The sequence below is a fragment of the Mesobacillus sp. LC4 genome (assembly GCF_053543455.1).
This window is the reverse complement of record NZ_JBGCUB010000002.1, coordinates 434119-454540: the sequence shown is the minus strand read 5'-3', so window position 1 is coordinate 454540 and position 20422 is coordinate 434119. Positions and strand designations below refer to the sequence as shown.

Sequence of the window (20422 nt, the reverse complement as noted above, 5' to 3'; positions counted from 1 at the left end):
CGAAGCCTCCGCTTTTTCAATGCAAACTAAAAGCCAATCAATGCCTTCAGATTCCTAAACTTTCTTGAGGAGACTCTTCCATTTTTAGATTTATATATAGCCAGCCATGTCAGATTCCTCTTTCACTATTCCCACTTCCGCAATTCCTCAATCGTACTCTCCATATCAATAGTTCCAGTTTCTGTAACCTGAATAATATCAGGACGGTAGGCAATTGTCATGGTTTTACCGGTGCGCAGTTGTTTAGGTTTACTCATTGATAGACCCTTTTGGCCTGACTCAGCCAAAACTGATTCCAGGATAGTACGAGCACTCTCCAGTAAAACAACTCCTTCAGCTGCTTCAAGTTTTACGCATAGTCTGTTCTCCTCAAGCTGGAGGTAATAGCTTTTGTCACCGAATCGTTTCGGCTTCCACCAAAATCCCCAGAAACCCCCCTTTCTGTTTGAAACATATCCCCAATTGCCGTCAATCACTTTTTGCAGTTCGATAAAAAATCCTTGCCATGCAAAGTTATCCCATTCTTTGACTGGCACATGCTTGAATGCTTCATACTGCTCACTCAACCACTCAAGCCGGGATAAATAATCTAGAAATACATCATGGGTTACGCCATTTTCACGACCACGCCTTAAAATCTGAATCATCCGCTTCCGTGTGAAAGGAAAATATTGCGCAGCCGTAACGGATTGATAGTGACTTTGATCAGCAGTTTTATAATAGATCGGCAGTTGAATCCATTCAGGGTTCCTAATATAAACTGCTTCAGAATAGCGCCTTAACTGGTCTGAGTGGTTCTTTGTGAATGTCTTGTCTTCTATTAAAATCGCATATCGATCATTTACAACGGCCAGGACATCAAGTCCTTTGTATTGCTTTTCGATTTCGATTTTTTTAATTAATGGCACCGGCTCTCCATGGACATTAAAAATCGTCGACACAAAGTCAAGCGCAGCCCGATGCAGCGGTTTATTGATAGAACGAAAATCATCCTGGCTCCATGCCAGCAGCCAGCATAAAAAAGCATCCTGTGATAGTTCGCTTGTGGCAAACTCAAATAGATTTGGCTGCATTTTACCATAAGCATCATTGTCACGAGCATTCTCAAGCAAGACCTCAACATCATGATTGCCACGATATTCCTCCCAGTCCCCCCTTCCAAGAATGGAAAGGTAATGAGTCGGCGGCCAGATCACCATATCCCTCAACTCAAGAATCCTGCCTTTCTCATCTGGATATACCAGCAACAATCGATCTTCACCCTGCTGGTACTTGATTTCTGGCAACGGTTCATAACGCTCCATATAGCCACAATGCTGGTCCGTACACAAATTGATTGGATGAACATCAATGAGCATGCCGCCGTCATCAGTTTCGTGTTCTCTCTCGTAAACTTCTTCTATTAAATTCGACCCACAACGCGGGCATGTTTTTTCAATCATTTAGATTCTCCTTTTAGTCTATGCAACTAGCACATTAAGATAAGGGCGACGACTTAACTGTTAATAAATCACTATTTGCGTGTTTTCTTATCAGATAAATGCCACCTATCTGCCTTTAAACCAGTACCTTGCAGTATCAGCATGGCATTTGAACCAGTGGCGAATGTTGTAAAATTCTGCCTGCCTTTTCGATACGAACCTCTTTTTGGCCGGGGCAGCTCTTTTTGTCTGGGATCAGCAATATAAAAGTAGCTCTCAACCGGATGTTGGAGTTGCTTTAACTTTTCAATAATCTCTTTAAATTTTGGCTTATAATAAACTAAAAAATCATACAAGTCTGGTGTGAAATCAAATGATGTCAAGACATCAATTAACTTCTTGACTGCCTCTATATCATCTTGAAGATCGCTTAACATATGAATAACTTCAAAAGTTTCTTCATTTAACCAAAACCATTCCTCTTCCCAACAATCTTCTTGATTACCTAATTCAATCAACGCTCCTTCAATCTGCATTGAAACATAATTAAAATCCGCAAACTTTTTTTGTGCCTTTGGCGGGTTTCTATCTACAAGTGATAGATTTGGCACGTTTTGCATATTTGAGTGAAAATTATCAATATCATTCTCCAATATGAGGATTCTCGTCAGCGCTTCCTTCACTTTTTCCAGATAAAACGGCGTTCTTGAATTCTCGAGCTCTTCTTTAGCATAAATAAGATGTTCGATGCACATTTCTAGGTAGACCATAGATCAGTTTCCTCACTTAGTTTTTTCCAGTAAATATAACAATCACTTACATTAATATCGGTTAGCTAGTAACTTTTTCCATGTCTTTGTCAAAAAAGACCCAACAACACAAAAAGTCCAGCAGCCATATAAAGGCTGCTGAACTTTAGTATCTAAGGACACAACATGTCCCAAAAATTGCAAACCGCCTTATCTATTAGCTCGGTTGCTTACAATACTAGATTCCCAATATTCTCCTTAATTTGGTATATTAGAAGTATCTTATGTTGGAAGGTGTAAAATGACGGTAAAGGATTTGGATTTAGATGTTGATCAGGATTTTATAGATTTTTGTGAGTCTCTTCCCGCTGTAAGAACGAGAAAATTCGAGACAAGCATCGCTGACTGGAGTATTGAGTATGGTCTAGATAAGCAGGAGATGCTTTATTCTTTGGTTAAGGGTCAATCTCCTATTATTCATGAAAATGAAATGCATATCCGGTTTGTTGCTTTTTTAGCACTATGCATAAGCTTTAGAAGATTAAAAGAAACCTCAAAGTATGAGGCAATAATAAATCATTATGGGGATTTGTTCTCCACTTTTGAACTCTATCCTCATTTTTGTTCAATGATGTACAAGGAAAAGAAGAATGAAGAAAGCTATCAGTCAGCTATTCTTTATGCAGAAGAAGCTGTAATCCGACTGCCTAGCCAGGAGGGAGTTTTACATAATTATGCAGAGACTATTGTCATTGCTCTAGAAGAAGGCTATGGTATCAACTCAAACCTTTTAGAAAAAGCAGAGGAACTGCTCAACCGTGCAATCAGTCTATCTCCAAAGTACGCAAAGTTTCATTATACAAAAGGAAGAATCTTGTCTTTAAAGAAACAATATAAACGTGCAAATGAAGCAATTTTAAAGGCAATTGACCTTGAGGACTCCAGCAAAAAGGATTATGTATTAAGAATCAATGAGTACCAAACACAATTGGCTGCCATCCGAAATCAGCAGTTAAACGCAAAATTGGAAGAATCTATACAAGATTTACAGGCTTCTAAAGAGGCTATGTCAGAATCCCTTGAAAAATCGAAAACAGAAAATCTTCAGATGCTTGGATTCTTTGTTGCAATTATTACCTTTACAATAGGATCATTTAATCTTACGAAACAAGAATCAGTTATGGACACAGTTTTTCTGCTATTTATTTTATCAGGATGCCTTACAATTAGTTATGTGGCATTTAGTGTGTTGTTCTCTGATATAAAAAAGAACAGAACTAAAATCTTATATGCATTTTTACTAGGAGCCCTGTTAATCGGCCTTGGATTCGGAGTGCATTTCTTATTGTAGGAGGCAGCTATGTATAAAAAAATAGAAAAGGTCTATGAAATTGGAATAAATAAATTTAATGAAGACGATTTTATTCTTGATTCAAACAACAATATCTTTGCTGTAATTGACGGTGCAACCGGTCTTGGAGGCTTATCAGGCAAAATAGCATCCAGTACAATCAAGGAAGGTTTGCTTGATGATCAAAATCAAGGAACATTGCTTGAAAAAGCAGAATTTGCCAATAGGCTCCTCGGGGAAAGAACCGTCGAGCTTACGAATAATGAACCAATATTGCACCTACCCAAAGAGCAACGAAGCTCATGTGGGATTGCAGCAGTCAAAATAAATATGGATCAGAGTAAGATGGAGTACATCCATGCCGGAGACTGTATGCTATTCATTCAATATGTAGATGGTTCAATTAGATCCTTGACTAAAGATCATATCTCTCCGTTAGATTCCATTGCCATTACTGAATTCGAGCGATTGTTAAAAATGAATCTATCGGATTTAGCCGATGTTTCAATTGAACAAGCAAAAGAACTACTCGACCGAGAAAGAACAGCAATTCTGGATTTATTACGTGAAAATAGAGCCAAGCTAAATACATTGGGAGGCTATGGAATTCTTGATGGAAGTGAAGATGCAAACCAGTTCATAGAGTATGGAATCATTTCACTGAACAGGGTTCATAAAATCTTGCTATTATCTGATGGCCTTCAAATTCCTTCCTCCAGTTGGGAAGAAACAGCGGGGTTTGCATTTGACAATGGACTGGAACCTTTATTAAAGAAAATGAATGACCTTGAGATGAATGATCTATTATGCTTAAATTATCCAAGATTAAAAATCGCTGATGATAAGACCGGAATTCTATTAACATTTTGATAGGTGTAGGAACTTACAGAAAGATGGGATACTATGAGTAGAAATATAAAAGTAGCACTTTATTTATCTCTAGGTGTTTTATTGGCTTTAATCGCACTCGGTGTCGCGACTTTTTATTCTGGGTAATTATTTTATTTTATGGTATTTAAAGTGACATTCCAGCTGGAGCCTGGATAAAATAGATATCACATTTCTTGCATATGGTCGGTACCTCTTACATGGCAACCGTTCATATGCTTTTTTTGTAAGTAATCACAACTTTGAATATCCGCAATGAATTTTTCAGAACACTAAAAAGAGGAAGAAATAACTTCTTCCTCACAAACTATTCTATACCGCCCATGATCCGTAGTGCTCTTATATACTTAATAGCTTCCTCAAGTTCTTCCACTGTGGCAAAAGTGCTGTCAATTGAAAGAAGATATTCTTGTTTTAGGATTTCTGGTGTAATGATTGTTTTCTCGGTTTCAGCTGTTGGCATTTGGAGGCTGAAATCAAGAATAAGCGGGACGTGATGACTATAGGGAAGATACTCCTCAGCGGTGCCAGTGGTAAAGCTATGCATCCCCTCAAGAACTTCCTTGGAACCAAAACAATAGTCAACATGAAATGGCTTTTCAAACTTCCCGTAATGATAGTAGGTGGCTTTACTTTCTGTACTGAATTCCTCTTTTTCAATAGTGTGATAGCAGCTTTTCAAATCATAGTTTTCAAACAGTTCCATGATTTTCTCATAGCCAATGCCTGTATAACTAGACCGTACTTTTTTATCAAGGTTAAAATCACCGATGATGATAACGGGTCCGTCCTGGATGTATTTCTCATACTCCTGCAAAGCAGAATAAAGCACCTTTCCATAAGAAGCACCAGGCATTCGTTTAGCCCAGACTGCAATTAAAGTGAAATCCTCCTTTCCCGATACCTTTATCGGCACAACCCATTCATATTTCACTTCATCTACAAGCAGGGACAATTGATAGTCTTTGGAAAAAGAAAGGACTGAAACACCCAGTCCACTAATCTTGTCCTGACCGACCCAAATTGCATCTTCAAATGAAAGGTCATTGGCAATATAATCTGGATGAAGACTCTCCTGAATGACAGCAAGATCCGGAAGAACCTCAATCAATTTTTCGCGTCTATCCTTACTATTCAATCTGCAATTCCACGAAACAAGCCTCATTCGATTTAGTCCTTTCTTTATTTTTTTACCCAAGAATGAAGGCTCCTTCCTCACTCCTGCTGCAATTCAAGCAAATACGCAGCCATTGCCTCTGCTTCGCGTTCATCTAGCAATCCAACTGGCATGCTGCCTTGTCCATACAAAATGATATTTTGTATTTCATATATGTCCATGCGATATCCAATCGAATATAGTTCCGGTCCTACCCCACCTTCAAAATTCCCGCCATGGCAGGAGGCACAAGCCTGTTCATAAATATAGTATGGTTCTGCATGTACTGTGTCTTCTTCTTCCATGTCGTAGAAATCGGTGTTTCCGTCGTGATTATTATAAATTGCTCGATCCACTTCAGCGCTAGATAAGAGATTTGTTTCAATCAGCTCTCTCAAAGCAAGTTTCCCATCATTCAATAAAACTAGGTAATATTCAGATTGATAACGTTTTATTTTAATTGTCTCATTACTGTCTATGACTCTATACTCCTCAGTAGTAAATACCTTAAATCCGTCTGAGTTATATGGGACAATTTTTGTAACGTCCATTTCCAACAATTCTTGCTGCATTCCCTTTTCATTCATATGCTTTATGTAATTCTTACTTTCTTTATAAGCTTTCCCTGCTGGATCAAGCAAATCTTGAACCAATGAAAAATCGTTTTGATCAATAGCCGAAATCCCTGCAGACACATAATGCGATATAAATGCAGTGATACTATTGTGACTGATCTTCTCTATCTGAGTCGTTTTTTCATCTGCAGTTATTACGCTTGCATCCTCCTGATTTGCTTCCTCAGATTCAGTCTTTTGTTCAGCTACCTGTTTTTCAGCTTCTTTGGCCTCTTCTAAGAGCGGATATTCCCCTCTTACCGTTTCTCTCGGAGGCTCTCCCCAATTGATTCCATGCATTTCAGAGCTTCCTGTTGGTCTTACACTATGATCCCAGTAGTCTGCAATCAACGTGACATTAACTCTAAACCTCTTATCATTGCCAAATTGAACATATTGAATGGTAATCTCTTCATTATCTTTAATCCAACCGCTTTTTTTCCATGACTTGACGAACTTGCTAAGCAAATCATCCGTAAAAACCACCTCATTCGCTTCAGCAAAAGAAGTTAGCTCATAAGCCATCTTGTCAGCCTTAGGCTGAACGACTTTATACTCCAGCCCCCACTCAACCACCCTAAAGAAAAACAAAGCCAAGAACATAAGCCCTAAAATAAATAAAAATACATCCTTCAAAACCCTAAAAAAACCAATGATGAAACCCATGATGACCTAAACCCTCTCTCAAAAAATAATCCCCCACCCGTAATATCGGCCACCAAACAAAAGTTCTTTAGAAACATAGCATTCGACAAATTTCGGGTGGTGACAGGCACCTGTCGAAAAATTTCTCCCTCCCCACCCTGTCCTTTTCTTCTATCTCTTTGTATATAGACGGTGAAAGGGTGGTGCATTAGCATGTCAATTAAATCGGCGGGGATTGAGAGTTTTGAGGGATATTCACAGTTTGGTTCTCTGAAGGAGTTCAACAATCATTTTGAGATGTGGATGGCGGATAAGAAGCGTTTTTTCAGTAAGGGAGAATTGATTGGGTTGAAGAGGATGGCGCGTTTTGCTGCGAAGGTGCCTGGGGTGGCCAATGCCAAGATCGGCACTGTTTTGAAGGCGATTTATGAGGAATATGGGGAGATGGGAATCTCCCGTTCTACTTTTAAAAGGATGATCCTGAAGGCGAGCAAGATTGGCATTTTCACCGTCTATGAAACAGCGCGTAAAAATGGTTCTCAGTCCAGCAATCTGTATGTTTTCAATCGTTTCCCGATGAACGAACTACCAGAGGGCGGTCAATTGAGCCACCAAAATAAAACTATCATTCCTTCTCAAACTAACATGAAAGAAAAGAATAAACGTGAAGATAAGGCTGCAAATGAAAAAAACATCGAAACCCAGCCGGCTTCCGAAAGTGCACCAGAAGACCATCTATTTGTCAGCGACTCAATCCCAGGTGCTTTCGTGAATCTAGTAAAATACTTCTTCCCAACTGCAAAGGCGATCGAAGAGTTCTGGCGGATGAGCAAGATCTCTTCCTACCGTAACAATTATGAAAAAGAAGCAGACCTCCTGCTTTCCTTGTCATTAGACTCCTTCACACAACTTGTTCGGAAGCTAAAATCGAAGATAAAAGTAAAGAATCCCATTGCATATTACACAGGGATTCTGAATAAGAAGTTTCAAGAACGTTATTTTGAGGAGCTATATGTGCTGCAGTATTGATGGCAACTCGTAATGGCATACAACGCTGTATTCTAAATCGCAAGTCACTATATATCTACTGGACGGCAAAAAAGCACGCCACTCTCCTTATCTATGCATATTCGACCCGGTACCTCCCAAGAACTCATTCCTGGGCCGTATACTATCAGAATTAGGAGAATAATTATAAGGGTCTGAATCGGCCCGGCAAATATCCCTATGGCGGAGATCATCTGGCGAAAGTCCTCTTCCCCCTGCATATGGGTTTGAGGAACTCCCTATCTTCACTCTGTCGGGAAGCTTAAAAATACCGGCTGTTTTGTTTTAGTTTTACTCACGGGCTTTTGAGACACGCGTTTCGTTTGATTAATAGTACGATCCCTTGTCGCTTGTGTCTGGCTGGCTGATGTTTTGTTAATTTTAGACGATATTGTAGATTCAAAATAACCCTTCTTGTATGTAAGACTAACCTCATAGATGATAGGGTTCTGACTGTTAATATTACTGTAGCTGGTTTGATAGCTGTTACCAGATTTATAAATACGCTTTAGGGAGATCACCCTGCTTAAGTTGATGGTGACAAAATCAGAAGCAAATTCAATATAACCAATATCAACCCCTTGGCTTTTTCGTTTATCAACTATTTTTTTACTAAAAATTAATTTTATTTTCACTTCATGATTACCATCTTGGCCATTAATTGTATAAGAGTACTTACCATTCACTAGTTGAAGCTTATTGATCGGCAGGTTAGCTATTGAAACAATGTGCTTCATGCCTCCTGTTTTACTAAGCTTAGAAACAGATTTCACTTCCAAAGAGCCTTTCATAATCCCAAACTCCTTTTTCCTTAAGTGTGATGGAGTATAAATTAACTTACTATTCAATAAACTAACTCACATTCTTTATATCGGAAAAATAGAGTGGATTTTAACTAAATATTGGATAATTTATCCTTAGTATTTTGAGAGCTCAGGAGTAATTGGCTATAACTAAAAGTTGAACTCAGGGTGTTAAAAAATAACCGGAAGCATTCCCATGCGTTCACGAAAATCCGCAAACAGAGACAAAACACATCCTCCTTTAGTACTAAAACGGTTGTTAAATATTGTTAAAACCATTGATATGTTATAACATCTTGATAGATGTGTTAACTCCTAAAAAGGACAGCAAAGGAGGCGGGTTTGCAGAATGATTAAGGTAAATATCGACAGGGTAAGGGATTCGAATGCAAGTCTCCATACCATTTCCTCTAAATTGGTTCAACTAGAATCACAGCTTTTCTCATTGAATAATGCTGTTGATTCCCGGATTAAAGCTCGTAAAGGAATTAACTCTTCTTTATGGCTATCTAATCGACAGATTCGAGAATTAGAAAATAATGTAAAAGCACTTAAGTCCTTTATAAATGTTGCGACGCAAAAGTATGAAAATGCGGAGAAAAATATCGAGAAGCGCGCTCAACATATGTTGAAAATCGCCGGTGAAAAAGCTCAAACATTAGAAGTTTGCAAGATTCCTGGTAATGGAAAAACTCCTGATAAGGTCAAATCCACCAATGCAGCCCGCTGGGATCAAGGGCTGGCTGACTTTTTGACTCATAATGAAATCAACCTAATCCGTGATATGTTGGTCGAGTTGCCGTTATCTGGACTGCCCGCTTACTACCATCTGCCAAGGTTCATTGTTGACGGTAAGTACTTAAAGGTATTAAACAGTGAGACATACCATGGCGGACACGGTTTAGCACGAAGATATACAATTGAGAACATCAAAAACAACAAATACCCTCATGCAACGAAGCTTTATAATATCTCTAAGTGGGTTAAAGGGATAAATGTAGTATCGAAAGTCGCCCCTTGGCTTTCGGGTGGTGCAGAGGCATATAATGAACTGACTACTGAAAAGAAAATCTCTGTAGAAAGAAAAGTCAGCAATGCTGTGATAGCCGGCGGAGCCTCCGTTGGTGTGGGTGTTGCTGGTGCAAAAATCGGGGCAGCTGTCGGCACCTTTATCGCACCGGGAGTTGGAACGGTTGCTGGCGCAGTCATCGGCGCTGGTGTAGGTGTCCTATCAGCTTATGTAGGGGATAAACTTCTCAAAGCTGAAATTTGGGGCAACGGAAAGAATAAGAAATCGACATTGGGCGTTGTTCAGGACGTCGTTGGCGATGGTGTAGAAGCTGTTGGAAGTGCTGTAAAAGGTGCGGCTGAATGGGTTGGCGGTCTATTTAATTCCAAGCCCAAGACTGGTGCAGTGTCACCTGGCTAGATGAGAAAAGGAGACCTTTAAATGACATTTCATTTATCAACAACTGATATAGGATTTTTATGCGTGATCATTGAACAGCCATTTCCTCTCTTCATCGAAGACCCATTCGCTGACTATTCCCCTGAAAAAATGGAGAAAGAATGGATCAGTTTTTGCGAAAGCTCCTTTTCAAAAGGACTATTAAAATTGAATGAAGAAGGAAATCCATATATTACTGATCATTTAATGGAACACCTTGCAGGAATTTTCACAGCAGAACAAGTCATTTCAGTTATCGAAAATGAAGAAATCCGAACTATTATCTATACTGGTGAAAAAACCGAAAAGAATATTGTCGTAAAGGTATATCCCGAACACTATTCACTATCCTTTGTCACCTCTCGAGGCCTTCATAGTGAATTGCTGTCTGCGGCGACCGACACGAATAATGGGATGAACCAACTGAATGAATTCCAATTAGAATTAACTCTTGATGACTTTGAAAAATTATTAGAGATTTTCTCTGAACAAGGGACGGATGCTCTTTTTACATACTGTGAAAATATGAATCTTCCTGCAAAATCAATATCAACCATTTTATCTGCTGTTCACTCGCAAAATACTACAGTCTACTTAACAGAGAACCTTCGTCATAGAGAAACGAAAATGACCGTAGCAGCAAATGATTCTGGTAAAATAAAAACAGCAACCACAGTCTATTCAGCTTCAGGTGACAAGGTCATATTAAGAGAGACCCAGTTAGGCAACTTGCCTTTGTTGTTAACTAGTTAGAGAGGGGAATACAATGAAAACTGTCAGAACTCAACCTGTCTACACCAACCCTAAAGAAATGCAAAAAAATATTAAGTTGGTGAATATAGCATTTTTTATCATGACTATGTTCATTTCACTAATTAATTTGCAGCATTTCTCTATCCTGCCAATTTGGATGAACATAAGTTTTATTATATTGCTAGTCTCTTCGGCTACACTTTTTGGCTATGGATTATCACTTTCCAAAAAGTATAAAACTTGGACCAAGGCTGGCCGCTATTTATTCTTTTACCTTATGGTTCTTAGCATCCAACTCTTTCTAACATCAAGTGCGATGTATACGACCGGAGTCAGGGACGGACTGATCATTGAGGAAGTAAACTACTCCCAGTTAACCCTTCTCCTATATCTTGCAGGTGCTGTCATTCTGCTTATATTGTCTCTATTCATCTCTTCTCCGAAATTAAGGAAGTTGAATAGCAGCAAGGCATATGTAATCGGTTCTCTTTTGGCTGTCGGGATGATCGCTCTAATGTTTGCAGCTTTAACACTAATAAAAGAAGCAGCCTTCACACATCAAGAATCCGTAAAGACTTCTTATCAGTTCTTTATGGCTTCAGTATTCACCCTTTTCCCAGCTGCAGTCTTAGGAATGAGCATGTTACGCATTAAAAAGGAGAATCGAAATGATGGATAAATACTTGCCAATTGGCTCGGTAGTATTGCTTAATGGCGGATCAAAAAGAATCATGATCTACGGAAGGAAGCAAAAGGAATTAAATTCCGACAAAGTATGGGATTATATCGCCTGCCTCTATCCAGAAGGGAACCTAAACGAAGAATATATGTACCTCTTCAACCATGACCAAATCGAAAAAGTCTTCTTCATCGGCTTCCAGGATGAAGAAGAAATTGAATTCGCGAAAGAAAACTTAAATTAACCGCAAAAAAGAAGCGAGGTCGCCCTCGCTTCTTTCTTTGTTTATTGAATCCAAGCTCCATCTGGACCTAATTTGTACTTACCAATTTTCGTATTGTAGGCCATCTTTCCATTACTGTACAGATAGTACCACTTGGTTCCTGATTTTACCCAGCCAGTTTTCATCGCTCCGCTGTCAGACAGGAAGTACCAGCTTGCGCCATCTTTGACCCAGCCTGTCTTCATAGCGCCGGATTTAGCTAGGAAGTACCATTTGCCGCTGTCTTTAACCCAGCCGGTTTTCATCGCTCCGCTGTCAGACAGGAAGTACCACTTGCCTGCGTCCTTGATCCAGCCCGTTTTCATTGCTCCGCTGTCTGCAAGGAAGTACCACTTGTCTCCACCCTTGATCCAGCCCGTTTTCATTGCTCCGCTGTCTGCAAGGAAGTACCATTTGCCTCCGTCCTTGACCCAGCCTGTTTTCATTGCTCCGCTATCTGCAAGGAAGTACCACTTGCCCGCTTCCTTGATCCAGCCCGTTTTCATCGCTCCGCTGTCTGCAAGGAAGTACCACTTACTGCCATCCTTGATCCAGCCTGTTTCCATCGCTCCGCTGTCTGCAAGGAAGTACCATTCTCCGCCGTCCTGGACCCAGCCAGTTTCCATGACGCCATCAACATAATAGTACCAGTTGCCATCTTTTTGTACCCAGCCAGATAATGCTGGTTCTTCTTCCTCAGATGGGCTGTCTGTCGCTTTACGATCAAGCTTGATGACGACTGTCGTCAGTGGATCGATTGTAATGGTTTCGTCCGTTAATTCTACACCAGACAGTTCCACTACCGGCTTCGCACCAGCTTCATCACTGTCGACAAGTACTTCTCCGTCAGCGAAGTTGTAATCGCCAAGCGTCAATGTGCGTGCTTTAGTATCAGCGTTCACGAACACATAGTAGTTGCCAGTCTTGTCAGTTGATACGTTTTCGTATGCGATCACAAGGTCTGTATCCTTAATTTCAGGGATATCGAGCAATGTTACGTTTTGGTCAACCAATTCCGTTTCGCCGAGGCGGAACGCGTTTGTTGACTTTCTTAACTCGATCAAACCTTTTGTGAAGGCTTGTGTTGTCGTGTTCACTTCGTATTCTTCTTTGTTTGTTGCTTTTTCCCAATCGAACATATTGATTGCATCGGAAGAATCATAAGAATCGTGAATGAAGTATCCAAACGATTGTCCCTGTGCATCCTTCAGTTCGTGGTACTTCTGCTCAGGAACGCCTTCGCCTTTCCACTGCTTCGTTCTGCCATATTCCTGGCCAGCGTGCAGGAATGCTGTTCCTTGTGATGTTAAAATAATCGAGTTTCCAATGCGGATACGCTTATGGATTTCTAACTCATTTTCAGCTACTGACGGATCCTTCTTGATCGATTGTGCAATGACATCGTGAAGCGGCAGGTTATCATGCGCTGCGATGTACTGTACCATATCGCCCGGATCATCCCAAGCTGTATTGCCTGGCTGACCTTTGATGTTCTTGAAAATTGTGTTGATGTCTCTTGCTCCGCCTGTGATGAAACGAGGTTCACCTTCAGAACCGAAGCCTGACTTCAATTCGTTACGGATTTCGTCAGAGAATACGCCAACGTCATCTGTCTTGTTCATCCAATCCTGGTCAGCACCCATGCCAGCTAATTCTGGCTCAGCGACGTGGCCAGCGAATGTTCTCCAGCCTTCACCGATGAACAATGCGTCAGGATTTACTTGTGCTGCTGCGTCATATGCGTTTTGAACAGATGGATAAGTTGCGTCACCCATCATATCGAAGCGCATACCATCAATCTTGTACTCTTCGAACCAGTATTTCACGGAATCGACCATCAGCTTTTCAGCCATTGTATGGCTAGTTGCCAGGTTGTTTCCGAAGCCGCCAAGGAAGTTGCCCTGAGCGTCCTGGAACGCATAGTAATCTGGAACAATATCATTCAGCTGGCTAGCTTTAGCCATATGAGTGTAAACAACATCAAGGACAACACCCATTCCAGCATCATGAATTGCATCGATCATTTCTTTCAATTCTTTTACACGTAATTCAGGATCAGTCGCATCCTCTGAATATGCTCCATCCGGCGAGAAGTAGCTGTGCGGGTCATAGCCCCAGTTGTACTCGTTTCCGCCAGCAGAGTAATCAAGCTCTCTTTGTCCCATCTTTGTTTCATCGCCATAATACCAAGCCATGACAGGAAGCAATTGGACATGTGTTACGCCAAGAGACTTAATGTAATCAAGCTTGTCAGCAAACGCTTCATAAGAACCCCATCTTGCGTTCAAATCACCTTCAATTGAAGGATCGGAAGTGAAGTCACGTACATGGACCTCGTAGATGACTGCATCTTCACGCTTTTCATAGCCATCGATTTTTGCGTGGCTGAATCCTTCAGGGTCTGTATCGCTAAGGTCAACGATCGCTGCCTTACCAACGGTGTCACCATCTGGACCAGCTTCGCCTTCCGTATTCACTGTGAAAGCCGCCATTGATTTTGCATAAGGGTCAAGAACCTGACGAGTCACTCCATCATTTGTAACATCATATTGGTAAAAATAACCCTCAAGATCATTTACATTAAGGTCTCCAGGAGCAGCCACAACAGACCAGACTCCCTTGTCACCCTTCTCCAATTCAATGCTGCCAATTTTTTCAGCTGCATCGTCTTTATTGAAGAAGTTTGCAACAACCTTGCTTGCTTTTGGAGCCCAAAGCTTCAATGTTGCTCCGCCATCCTTGTAAGTTGCACCAAGGTCATTTCCATCATAAGCATACATATCATCAAGCATTCTCCAGCCAGAAGCAGCTGAAACCGTTCTGCCTGCATATGTGACAGACAATGGAAGCTTGTCTAATGCGAATTGTGCTGTAACTTTTACAGAAGTAGCACCAGTGATTTCGACACCGTCGATTGTCACGTCAGCACCATCTGCATCTTTGATTGCAAGAGCTTCTTTTAGAGAATCGGCTGTTAGACCGTCAGTCATCGTGAAGCCTAATAGAATCGTCTTTTCATTGAGAACCTCAGCAGATACAAGACCTGTCGCCTGTTCCCAGTATGGAGAAACATAGACATTGTCATCGCCCTGTTTTACCCATACGTGATTGTATTTGTCCAGGAGGTTGAACTTCTTGTCCCCGCCATCCTTTTCTTGAGTAACTTTGTTCAGGGTGATCATGCCGATTTCTTTTGCATCTTCTTTCAGCTCAATATCGACATACGCACCATATCGGTCTGTATTTTCGAAGCTTGGAGCGTCTGCAGTCCAGTTTACAGGAGCGGATGTAACATCTCCCCAGAACCAAAGTCCAAAGTCTTCATAGTCAGCATTGTCACGCACATAGTGAACACGGACTGTGTTTTCAGGCAGGTTGACAGGCTCATATTTATAAACCGTATCGTCGCCTTGCTTGATAAAAATTTCATTCATTTCAGGTGATGTGATCGTAAAGCCTTTGTCTCCGCCGTCCTTACCAGCGTCACCTTTTGTTACGTCCATAACGAGGAAGCCAATGTTCTTCGCGCCCTCGATAAGTTCTACATCGATATAAGCGCCATAGCTGTCTTTCTTTTCAAACATTGTAGCGCCAGTCGGCCAGCCTGCGGATGGGGATGCTACATCGTTCCACAGCCATGCACCGAAGTTTTCATAGTTGTTATCATCGCGCTTGTAGTGAATACGGACATGGTTTGCAGGGATTGGCTCAACGGTTCCATCTCCGTCGCCATCTCCAGTACCCGCAGCTTCAGCAGCCGTAATCGCACCGCCATCAACTGTCAGTAAAACAGTACCGCCATCAGCTTTTGCAGGGATTGTTAAAACAACCTCTCCCGCTTCTGAAGCAGTGTAAGTTTTGCTAGAGTAATGATCTGTAACAACCGCTCCGGCATCAACTGTCAATTTCACTTCTTTTGCTGCGTCAGCAACGTTCAAGCCGACATATGCAGCTTCATTCCCATAAGTTCTGGCAAAAACCATGAACTTATCAGTGTCTGTACCGCCGATTGCCGTACGTTCACCTTTAGCGAAAACCTTCGAGTGATCGCCGCGGAAATTCAGGATTTTCTTATAGTGGTCAAGAATGTCATTGCCTTCTACCTGATTCCAGGCAAGGTCATAACGGTTGTCGTATTGCGGATAGTTATTCGCTCCTGTTTGGCCAAGCTCTTCACCGTAATAAATGACCGGCTGGCCTTTTGCTGTTGCCTGCAGGGAAGCAGCAATTTTCAGCTTGCCTTCGTCATTGCCGACAGCATGCAGGAATCCATCTTCATCATGGCTGCCCAGGAACTGGCCAAGTGTAGCCGTGTTGTCAATTTTTCCATTGCGGGAAATCAGGGCATCATTTGCTGCCTTAAGCTTTCCATTCGCAAAGTTTTTCGCGATATTTTTAAAATCAAAGTCAAGCAGGGAGTCCATCATTCCTGTTTCAAGATAGCCCAACTGGTTTGTTGCGCTGGCTCCCCAAGCTTCACCGATCATTTTATGTTCCGGCATTTTTTCAGTGATTGCGTTCTTGAACGCCATCCATGTTGTATCTTCAACATGCTTGACTGTGTCTACACGGAAGTAGTCAATCGTGTTGCCTTTTGCTGTTTTTGCTTTTTCAATCCAGTCCGTTTGCCATTGAACAATTGCATCACGGACTGCTGGGTCTTCTGTCTTGAAATCTGGAAGTCCAGCCAGTTCACCGCGAACCTCATCTGTTCCTACTTCTCCCTGACGAAGCAGGCTGCTGAATGTAGCGCGCTCTTCATCTGTCGGGAAGCCGGCAGGAGGGTTTGTGATGCTTCCATCAATTTCTTTCAAGCCATAACCTGTGTGGTTAAGGACCACATCGACCATGATTTTGATGCCGCGCTCATGTGCAGCGTCAATCAGGTTGTGGAAATCTTCCATAGAACCGAAGTGAGGGTTCAAGTTGCCAAAATTACTAGCCCAATAGCCATGGTATGCATAGTATGAGTGGCCTTCCTCATTGTCGTAGCGCACATCATGCTTGATGTTTTCTACAACCGGGCTGATCCAGATTGTGTTTACTCCTAGATCATCAAGGTAATCTAATTTTTGTGTGATTCCTTTAAAGTCACCGCCCTGGTATGTACCGCGGTCATTCTTTGCATCGTAATTCTGGTTGTAAGGATCGTTGTTCGTATCATCACCGTCAAAGAAACGGTCAGTCAGCATGAAGTAAATGATCGACTCATCCCAGTCAAAATCATTTTCACCGACAGCTTGTCTTGTTTTAACTTCTACAGTAGCAGTACCGTTGTAAGGGTTTCCGAAAGAGTCTACAACAGTTAGCGGAATTTCTTTTGTTCCAGCTGTTACATTGTCATCCACTGCAATGGTTACTTCTTTTAATGCAGCGTCGATTTCCAGCTGCTTGGATCCGCCAAGCGCCGAAACGTCAGCTGTAATTTTGCTGATGGTTAATCCATCAGTCATTCCTTGTACATCAAGAGATAACACTGCGTTCTGGTTGTAATCGATCGCAGCTGGTGCGACTGTGCCTGAAACAGTCAGCTCGCCCTTTTGGAAGACGATTTCTGAAGATGGATTGTATGGATCCTGAACTTCAGTCGTAGTGCCGTCCTTCATGGTTACAACATAAGTGTAAGCAGTTGTGCCATTAGGAATGTTTTCGTAAGTAGCTGTGAATCTCTCATTCTCAGACTCATACGTCATTGGAATGATTTCGCCATTAAACTTCAATTCTACTTTTTCAATCGTGTCCATTGCGTCGTTAGCAAAAAGCTCTTTGTTACGATAGAAGAAAGTCGCATTTCCCTGGTCAATTACAGGAGCAGATCCATCAGGGACGATTCGCATTTGCTCAACGCCGCTCGTGATGAAGGCCTTAGTGATTGAATCATTTTTATTGACCGGAATGATGCGGTCTTTATCGAATTCTTTTACCGCTGTGTCCCAATTATCTGTGCTGCGGATTACAAGTCCGATATTAGCGGTTTCAGGAGCAACTGCAATATCAGCTGTTGCCATGCCGTTTTCATAAGACTGAAAATCAATCTGGTCATTTTGTCTGCCAGTATTCCAGACCCAAATATTCCAGCCGTCATACTGCTGATCTTCACGAATGTAATGAACACGGACTGTGCGGTCAGTCGACTCTACAGCAGTGCCAGTATCTTCTGCAAATGCTTTAGGAGCAGGCACAAAAGGCAGCCACAGGCTCAACAGCATGATTGCAGTCATGAAGATCGAGAAATTACGCTTAGTGTTCTTTCTCATTAACATTTCTTCCCCCTTTTTATAATGTTTGTAGAGTGATAGAGAAGAGTTATTGTTAACTATTTCTCCTTGCTCTACTAAATGAAATCGTTTGCACAAATAGGTAAAAAAATTATGCCTCGATTAATGCAAACGCTTGCAACAAGTTTTCCTCTCAATATTACAATAGATTCAAAGAAACTTCAATTCATTAAAGCAAAAAGAATCTACTGAAAATTTAAAATGTGAGAGAAATGTGAAAGAAGGCAAAAACTTGAGACCATCCTATCTCTCCACTATTTAGCAATAACAGAAGCTCAAAAGAAACGCGAACCAATCATTTAAATCACCAATCTAAAAAAAGCGAAATTCATAGGACGTTAGACTTAAAAATATATGTATTTTTATCCCATAAGAATGTATATTTATCTCATAGGGGGTAATTTATGGAAAAAGCAGGCCGACTAGGTAGACATTATGATTTGGACTGGATAAAGGTATTGGCCACGCTGCTCGTCTTCCTTTATCACTGTTCGATGTTTTTCAATTCGTTTGATTGGCACATTAAAAACAACTCCATTGATCATACATATATCGAGTTTTTCTCCCTCTTGGTGGGGAACTGGATCATGCCCGTCTTCTTTGTATTGTCAGGAATGGCTACTTACTATGCACTGAGCAAAAGAAATTCAAAAAGCTTTATAAAAGAAAGGCTTTTACGGCTTGGGCTGCCATTACTGTTGGGGATTTTCCTGTTGTCACCTCCGCAAGTGTATATTGAGAGAATCACGAACCATCAATTTGAAGGCTCTTTCCTGGAGTTCTTTCCTCATTACTTTGACGGATTTTATCTGGAAATGGGCGGTACAGGGAACTTCGCATTCTTTGGACATCATCTCTGGTATCTTTTAATGTTACTGATATTTTCAGTCCTGACATTGCCTTTTTTCATAAAAACTAAAGAAATCGCGACTGGTAAGGAATTTAGTATGATCCATTATTTATCCATTCCTATCCCTCTTACAATCGCTGCTTTGACCGTCAACAATGTCGTAAATTTAGCAAGCTGGGGAATAATCTTTTATCTATTATTATATGTTTTTGGATTTTATTTTTTCGCTCGAGAATCATTAAGGGCATTTGTCCGTAAAATAGGGCCTCTAGCTGGTGCTTTAAGTATACTAAGTACCGCTGCCTATATATCCTGGGTATTTCTCTATGGATTCCCGATGGAGATTTCATGGGGTTGGGCAGTATTCATGATGATCCGTGTCCTATTGGTGTGGAACATGATTTTCTTTATCCTATACGTCGGTGATAAATATTTGAACGTTTCCAACAGGGCATTGAAATATTCAAGTGAAGCCTCCATGCCGTTCTACGTACTTCATCAACCTGTCATTATTTTACTAGGTTTTTCCATCTATAACCTTGAATGGATTGTACCGGTAAAATTGATCTTTTTAGTATCTGCTGCATTTTTAATCATTATGGGATTATACGAGTTGATCATTAGAAGAGTTAATATTCTAAGGGTTCTGTTTGGGCTAAAAACAAACCGTCCTGGTGGAGGGTCTCTTGTACCAAATAATACAGAGACATACAGTCGTAAAATCTAGCTTGGGAAACGGCATTAGTAAAGCAAAAATAAACATTTTAAAAGTGAGGTCAATTACATGCAGTGGTATTTAGAGGCAATAAAGAATTACGCTAATTTTAAAGGCAGAGCGAGACGGAAAGAATACTGGTTTTTTAATTTATTTCACATTCTTATAATGGGTACACTCTATCTTGCAGGATCCGCTGTGGAGTCACTTCTTTTGTTTGTAGTCATATTAATTTATTATTTCTTAACGTTGATTCCATACCTTTCTGTCACCGTTCGCAGACTGCACGATATCGGATACAGCGGCTGGATGTACTTAGTTAATTTCATACCGTTGGTCGGGGGGATTATCTTACTAGTGTTCACTTGTTTGGATAGCGACGCAAACGACAACAAGTATGGTCCGAACCCTAAAAATCTCTTTAATAAATCGGCTTAAATTTGAGCCTATCACAGCTCAGAAACTATCTGTATAGCTTTGGCCAAAAACCTCCACCCGGATAGTTATGTGTAAGATGGGGAGCAGAGTTGAAAATAATAAGTATCTGGAATGACTATCTTATGGGTGGTCATTTTTTTTTCGTATATGTAAAATACCTTAATATCCTTTCCCAGTAGTAAATTCTGAGATGGGACGTCGTTAATGATTTATTTTTTTATTAAACCTAAAAAATGTAAAATAACTAGAAAGAAGACAGTAAAGCATTAATCTCCATCCCAAAATCAATTCGACAAATTTCGGGTGGTGACAGGCACCATAACAAA

15 protein-coding genes are annotated in these 20422 nt (G+C 40.9%); 9 read left to right on the top strand and 6 right to left on the bottom strand.

From position 1 onward, the window contains the following. Positions 1-125: 125 nt before the first annotated feature. Both AB5I83_RS08765 and AB5I83_RS08760 read right to left on the bottom strand, forming a co-directional pair. Complete coding sequence (locus tag AB5I83_RS08765; protein ID WP_448974568.1) at positions 126-1442, bottom strand: PD-(D/E)XK nuclease family protein; 1317 nt, start codon at positions 1440-1442, stop codon at positions 126-128. 71 nt (positions 1443-1513) lie between these two features. Further along, positions 1514-2191 (bottom strand): hypothetical protein, encoded by a 678-nt coding sequence (locus AB5I83_RS08760; RefSeq protein ID WP_448974566.1) that lies wholly within the window; start codon positions 2189-2191, stop codon positions 1514-1516. A gap of 280 nt (positions 2192-2471) precedes the next feature. Here AB5I83_RS08760 and AB5I83_RS08755 point away from each other — a divergent pair, with 280 nt between their 5' ends. Next, the gene (locus AB5I83_RS08755) at positions 2472-3521 is read left to right on the top strand and encodes a tetratricopeptide repeat protein (RefSeq protein ID WP_448974564.1); all 1050 of its coding nucleotides are present in this window, start codon (positions 2472-2474) and stop codon (positions 3519-3521) included. A gap of 9 nt (positions 3522-3530) precedes the next feature. Further along, positions 3531-4391: a hypothetical protein gene (locus AB5I83_RS08750; RefSeq protein ID WP_448974563.1), complete on the top strand. Its 861-nt coding sequence runs from the start codon at positions 3531-3533 to the stop codon at positions 4389-4391. 325 nt (positions 4392-4716) lie between these two features. Here AB5I83_RS08750 and AB5I83_RS08745 read toward each other — a convergent pair whose 3' ends face one another. Both AB5I83_RS08745 and AB5I83_RS08740 read right to left on the bottom strand, forming a co-directional pair. Further along, positions 4717-5607 (bottom strand): hypothetical protein, encoded by an 891-nt coding sequence (locus AB5I83_RS08745; RefSeq protein WP_448974561.1) that lies wholly within the window; start codon positions 5605-5607, stop codon positions 4717-4719. A gap of 17 nt (positions 5608-5624) precedes the next feature. After that, positions 5625-6845 (bottom strand): c-type cytochrome, encoded by a 1221-nt coding sequence (locus tag AB5I83_RS08740; protein ID WP_448974560.1) that lies wholly within the window; start codon positions 6843-6845, stop codon positions 5625-5627. 192 nt (positions 6846-7037) lie between these two features. Here AB5I83_RS08740 and AB5I83_RS08735 point away from each other — a divergent pair, with 192 nt between their 5' ends. Further along, positions 7038-7853 (top strand): hypothetical protein, encoded by an 816-nt coding sequence (locus AB5I83_RS08735; protein WP_448974558.1) that lies wholly within the window; start codon positions 7038-7040, stop codon positions 7851-7853. A 263-nt stretch (positions 7854-8116) separates the two neighbouring features. On the opposite strand, the gene AB5I83_RS08730 is transcribed toward AB5I83_RS08735, so the two are convergent. Continuing rightward, positions 8117-8662, bottom strand: coding sequence for a hypothetical protein (locus tag AB5I83_RS08730; RefSeq protein WP_448974556.1), 546 nt, complete (start codon positions 8660-8662; stop codon positions 8117-8119). 361 nt (positions 8663-9023) lie between these two features. Here AB5I83_RS08730 and AB5I83_RS08725 point away from each other — a divergent pair, with 361 nt between their 5' ends. The 4 genes from AB5I83_RS08725 to AB5I83_RS08710 are packed head-to-tail and all read left to right on the top strand — an operon-like array spanning position 9024 to position 11797. After that, positions 9024-10103 (top strand): hypothetical protein, encoded by a 1080-nt coding sequence (locus tag AB5I83_RS08725; protein WP_448974554.1) that lies wholly within the window; start codon positions 9024-9026, stop codon positions 10101-10103. Positions 10104-10124: 21 nt separating this feature from the next. After that, positions 10125-10874, top strand: coding sequence for a hypothetical protein (locus AB5I83_RS08720; RefSeq protein WP_448974552.1), 750 nt, complete (start codon positions 10125-10127; stop codon positions 10872-10874). Between the two features lie 13 nt (positions 10875-10887). Beyond that, a complete protein-coding gene (locus AB5I83_RS08715; RefSeq protein WP_448974550.1) occupies positions 10888-11553 on the top strand; it encodes a hypothetical protein in 666 nt (221 codons plus the stop codon). Beyond that, the gene (locus AB5I83_RS08710; protein WP_448975259.1) at positions 11546-11797 is read left to right on the top strand and encodes a DUF4176 domain-containing protein; all 252 of its coding nucleotides are present in this window, start codon (positions 11546-11548) and stop codon (positions 11795-11797) included. Before AB5I83_RS08715 ends, AB5I83_RS08710 begins: the two co-directional genes overlap by 8 nt. Positions 11798-11838: 41 nt before the next feature. Here the strand turns inward: AB5I83_RS08710 and AB5I83_RS08705 are convergent, their stop codons facing one another. After that, entirely contained in the window at positions 11839-18078 is a 6240-nt protein-coding gene (locus AB5I83_RS08705; RefSeq protein WP_448974548.1) for a pullulanase, read from the bottom strand. A 419-nt stretch (positions 18079-18497) separates the two neighbouring features. Between AB5I83_RS08705 and AB5I83_RS08700 the strand changes: the two genes are divergently transcribed. Together AB5I83_RS08700 and AB5I83_RS08695 are read left to right on the top strand one after the other, a co-directional pair. Next, positions 18498-19670 carry an acyltransferase family protein gene (locus AB5I83_RS08700; RefSeq protein WP_448974546.1) on the top strand — a complete coding sequence of 391 codons (1173 nt, stop codon included), beginning with the start codon at positions 18498-18500 and terminating at the stop codon, positions 19668-19670. 57 nt (positions 19671-19727) lie between these two features. Beyond that, a complete protein-coding gene (locus AB5I83_RS08695; protein ID WP_448974545.1) occupies positions 19728-20096 on the top strand; it encodes a DUF805 domain-containing protein in 369 nt (122 codons plus the stop codon). The last annotated feature ends 326 nt before the right edge of the window (positions 20097-20422 follow it).

Bases quoted from the DNA above. Each gene is read 5' to 3' on its own strand.
- AB5I83_RS08765 (WP_448974568.1), bottom strand. From the start codon at position 1,442: ATGATTGAAAAAACATGCCCGCGTTGTGGGTCGAATTTAATAGAAGAA.
- AB5I83_RS08760 (WP_448974566.1), bottom strand. From the start codon at position 2,191: ATGGTCTACCTAGAAATGTGCATCGAACATCTTATTTATGCTAAAGAA.
- AB5I83_RS08755 (WP_448974564.1), top strand. From the start codon at position 2,472: ATGACGGTAAAGGATTTGGATTTAGATGTTGATCAGGATTTTATAGAT.
- AB5I83_RS08750 (WP_448974563.1), top strand. From the start codon at position 3,531: ATGTATAAAAAAATAGAAAAGGTCTATGAAATTGGAATAAATAAATTT.
- AB5I83_RS08740 (WP_448974560.1), bottom strand. From the start codon at position 6,845: ATGGGTTTCATCATTGGTTTTTTTAGGGTTTTGAAGGATGTATTTTTA.
- AB5I83_RS08735 (WP_448974558.1), top strand. From the start codon at position 7,038: ATGTCAATTAAATCGGCGGGGATTGAGAGTTTTGAGGGATATTCACAG.
- AB5I83_RS08730 (WP_448974556.1), bottom strand. From the start codon at position 8,662: ATGAAAGGCTCTTTGGAAGTGAAATCTGTTTCTAAGCTTAGTAAAACA.
- AB5I83_RS08725 (WP_448974554.1), top strand. From the start codon at position 9,024: ATGATTAAGGTAAATATCGACAGGGTAAGGGATTCGAATGCAAGTCTC.
- AB5I83_RS08720 (WP_448974552.1), top strand. From the start codon at position 10,125: ATGACATTTCATTTATCAACAACTGATATAGGATTTTTATGCGTGATC.
- AB5I83_RS08715 (WP_448974550.1), top strand. From the start codon at position 10,888: ATGAAAACTGTCAGAACTCAACCTGTCTACACCAACCCTAAAGAAATG.
- AB5I83_RS08710 (WP_448975259.1), top strand. From the start codon at position 11,546: ATGGATAAATACTTGCCAATTGGCTCGGTAGTATTGCTTAATGGCGGA.
- AB5I83_RS08705 (WP_448974548.1), bottom strand. From the start codon at position 18,078: ATGTTAATGAGAAAGAACACTAAGCGTAATTTCTCGATCTTCATGACT.
- AB5I83_RS08700 (WP_448974546.1), top strand. From the start codon at position 18,498: ATGGAAAAAGCAGGCCGACTAGGTAGACATTATGATTTGGACTGGATA.
- AB5I83_RS08695 (WP_448974545.1), top strand. From the start codon at position 19,728: ATGCAGTGGTATTTAGAGGCAATAAAGAATTACGCTAATTTTAAAGGC.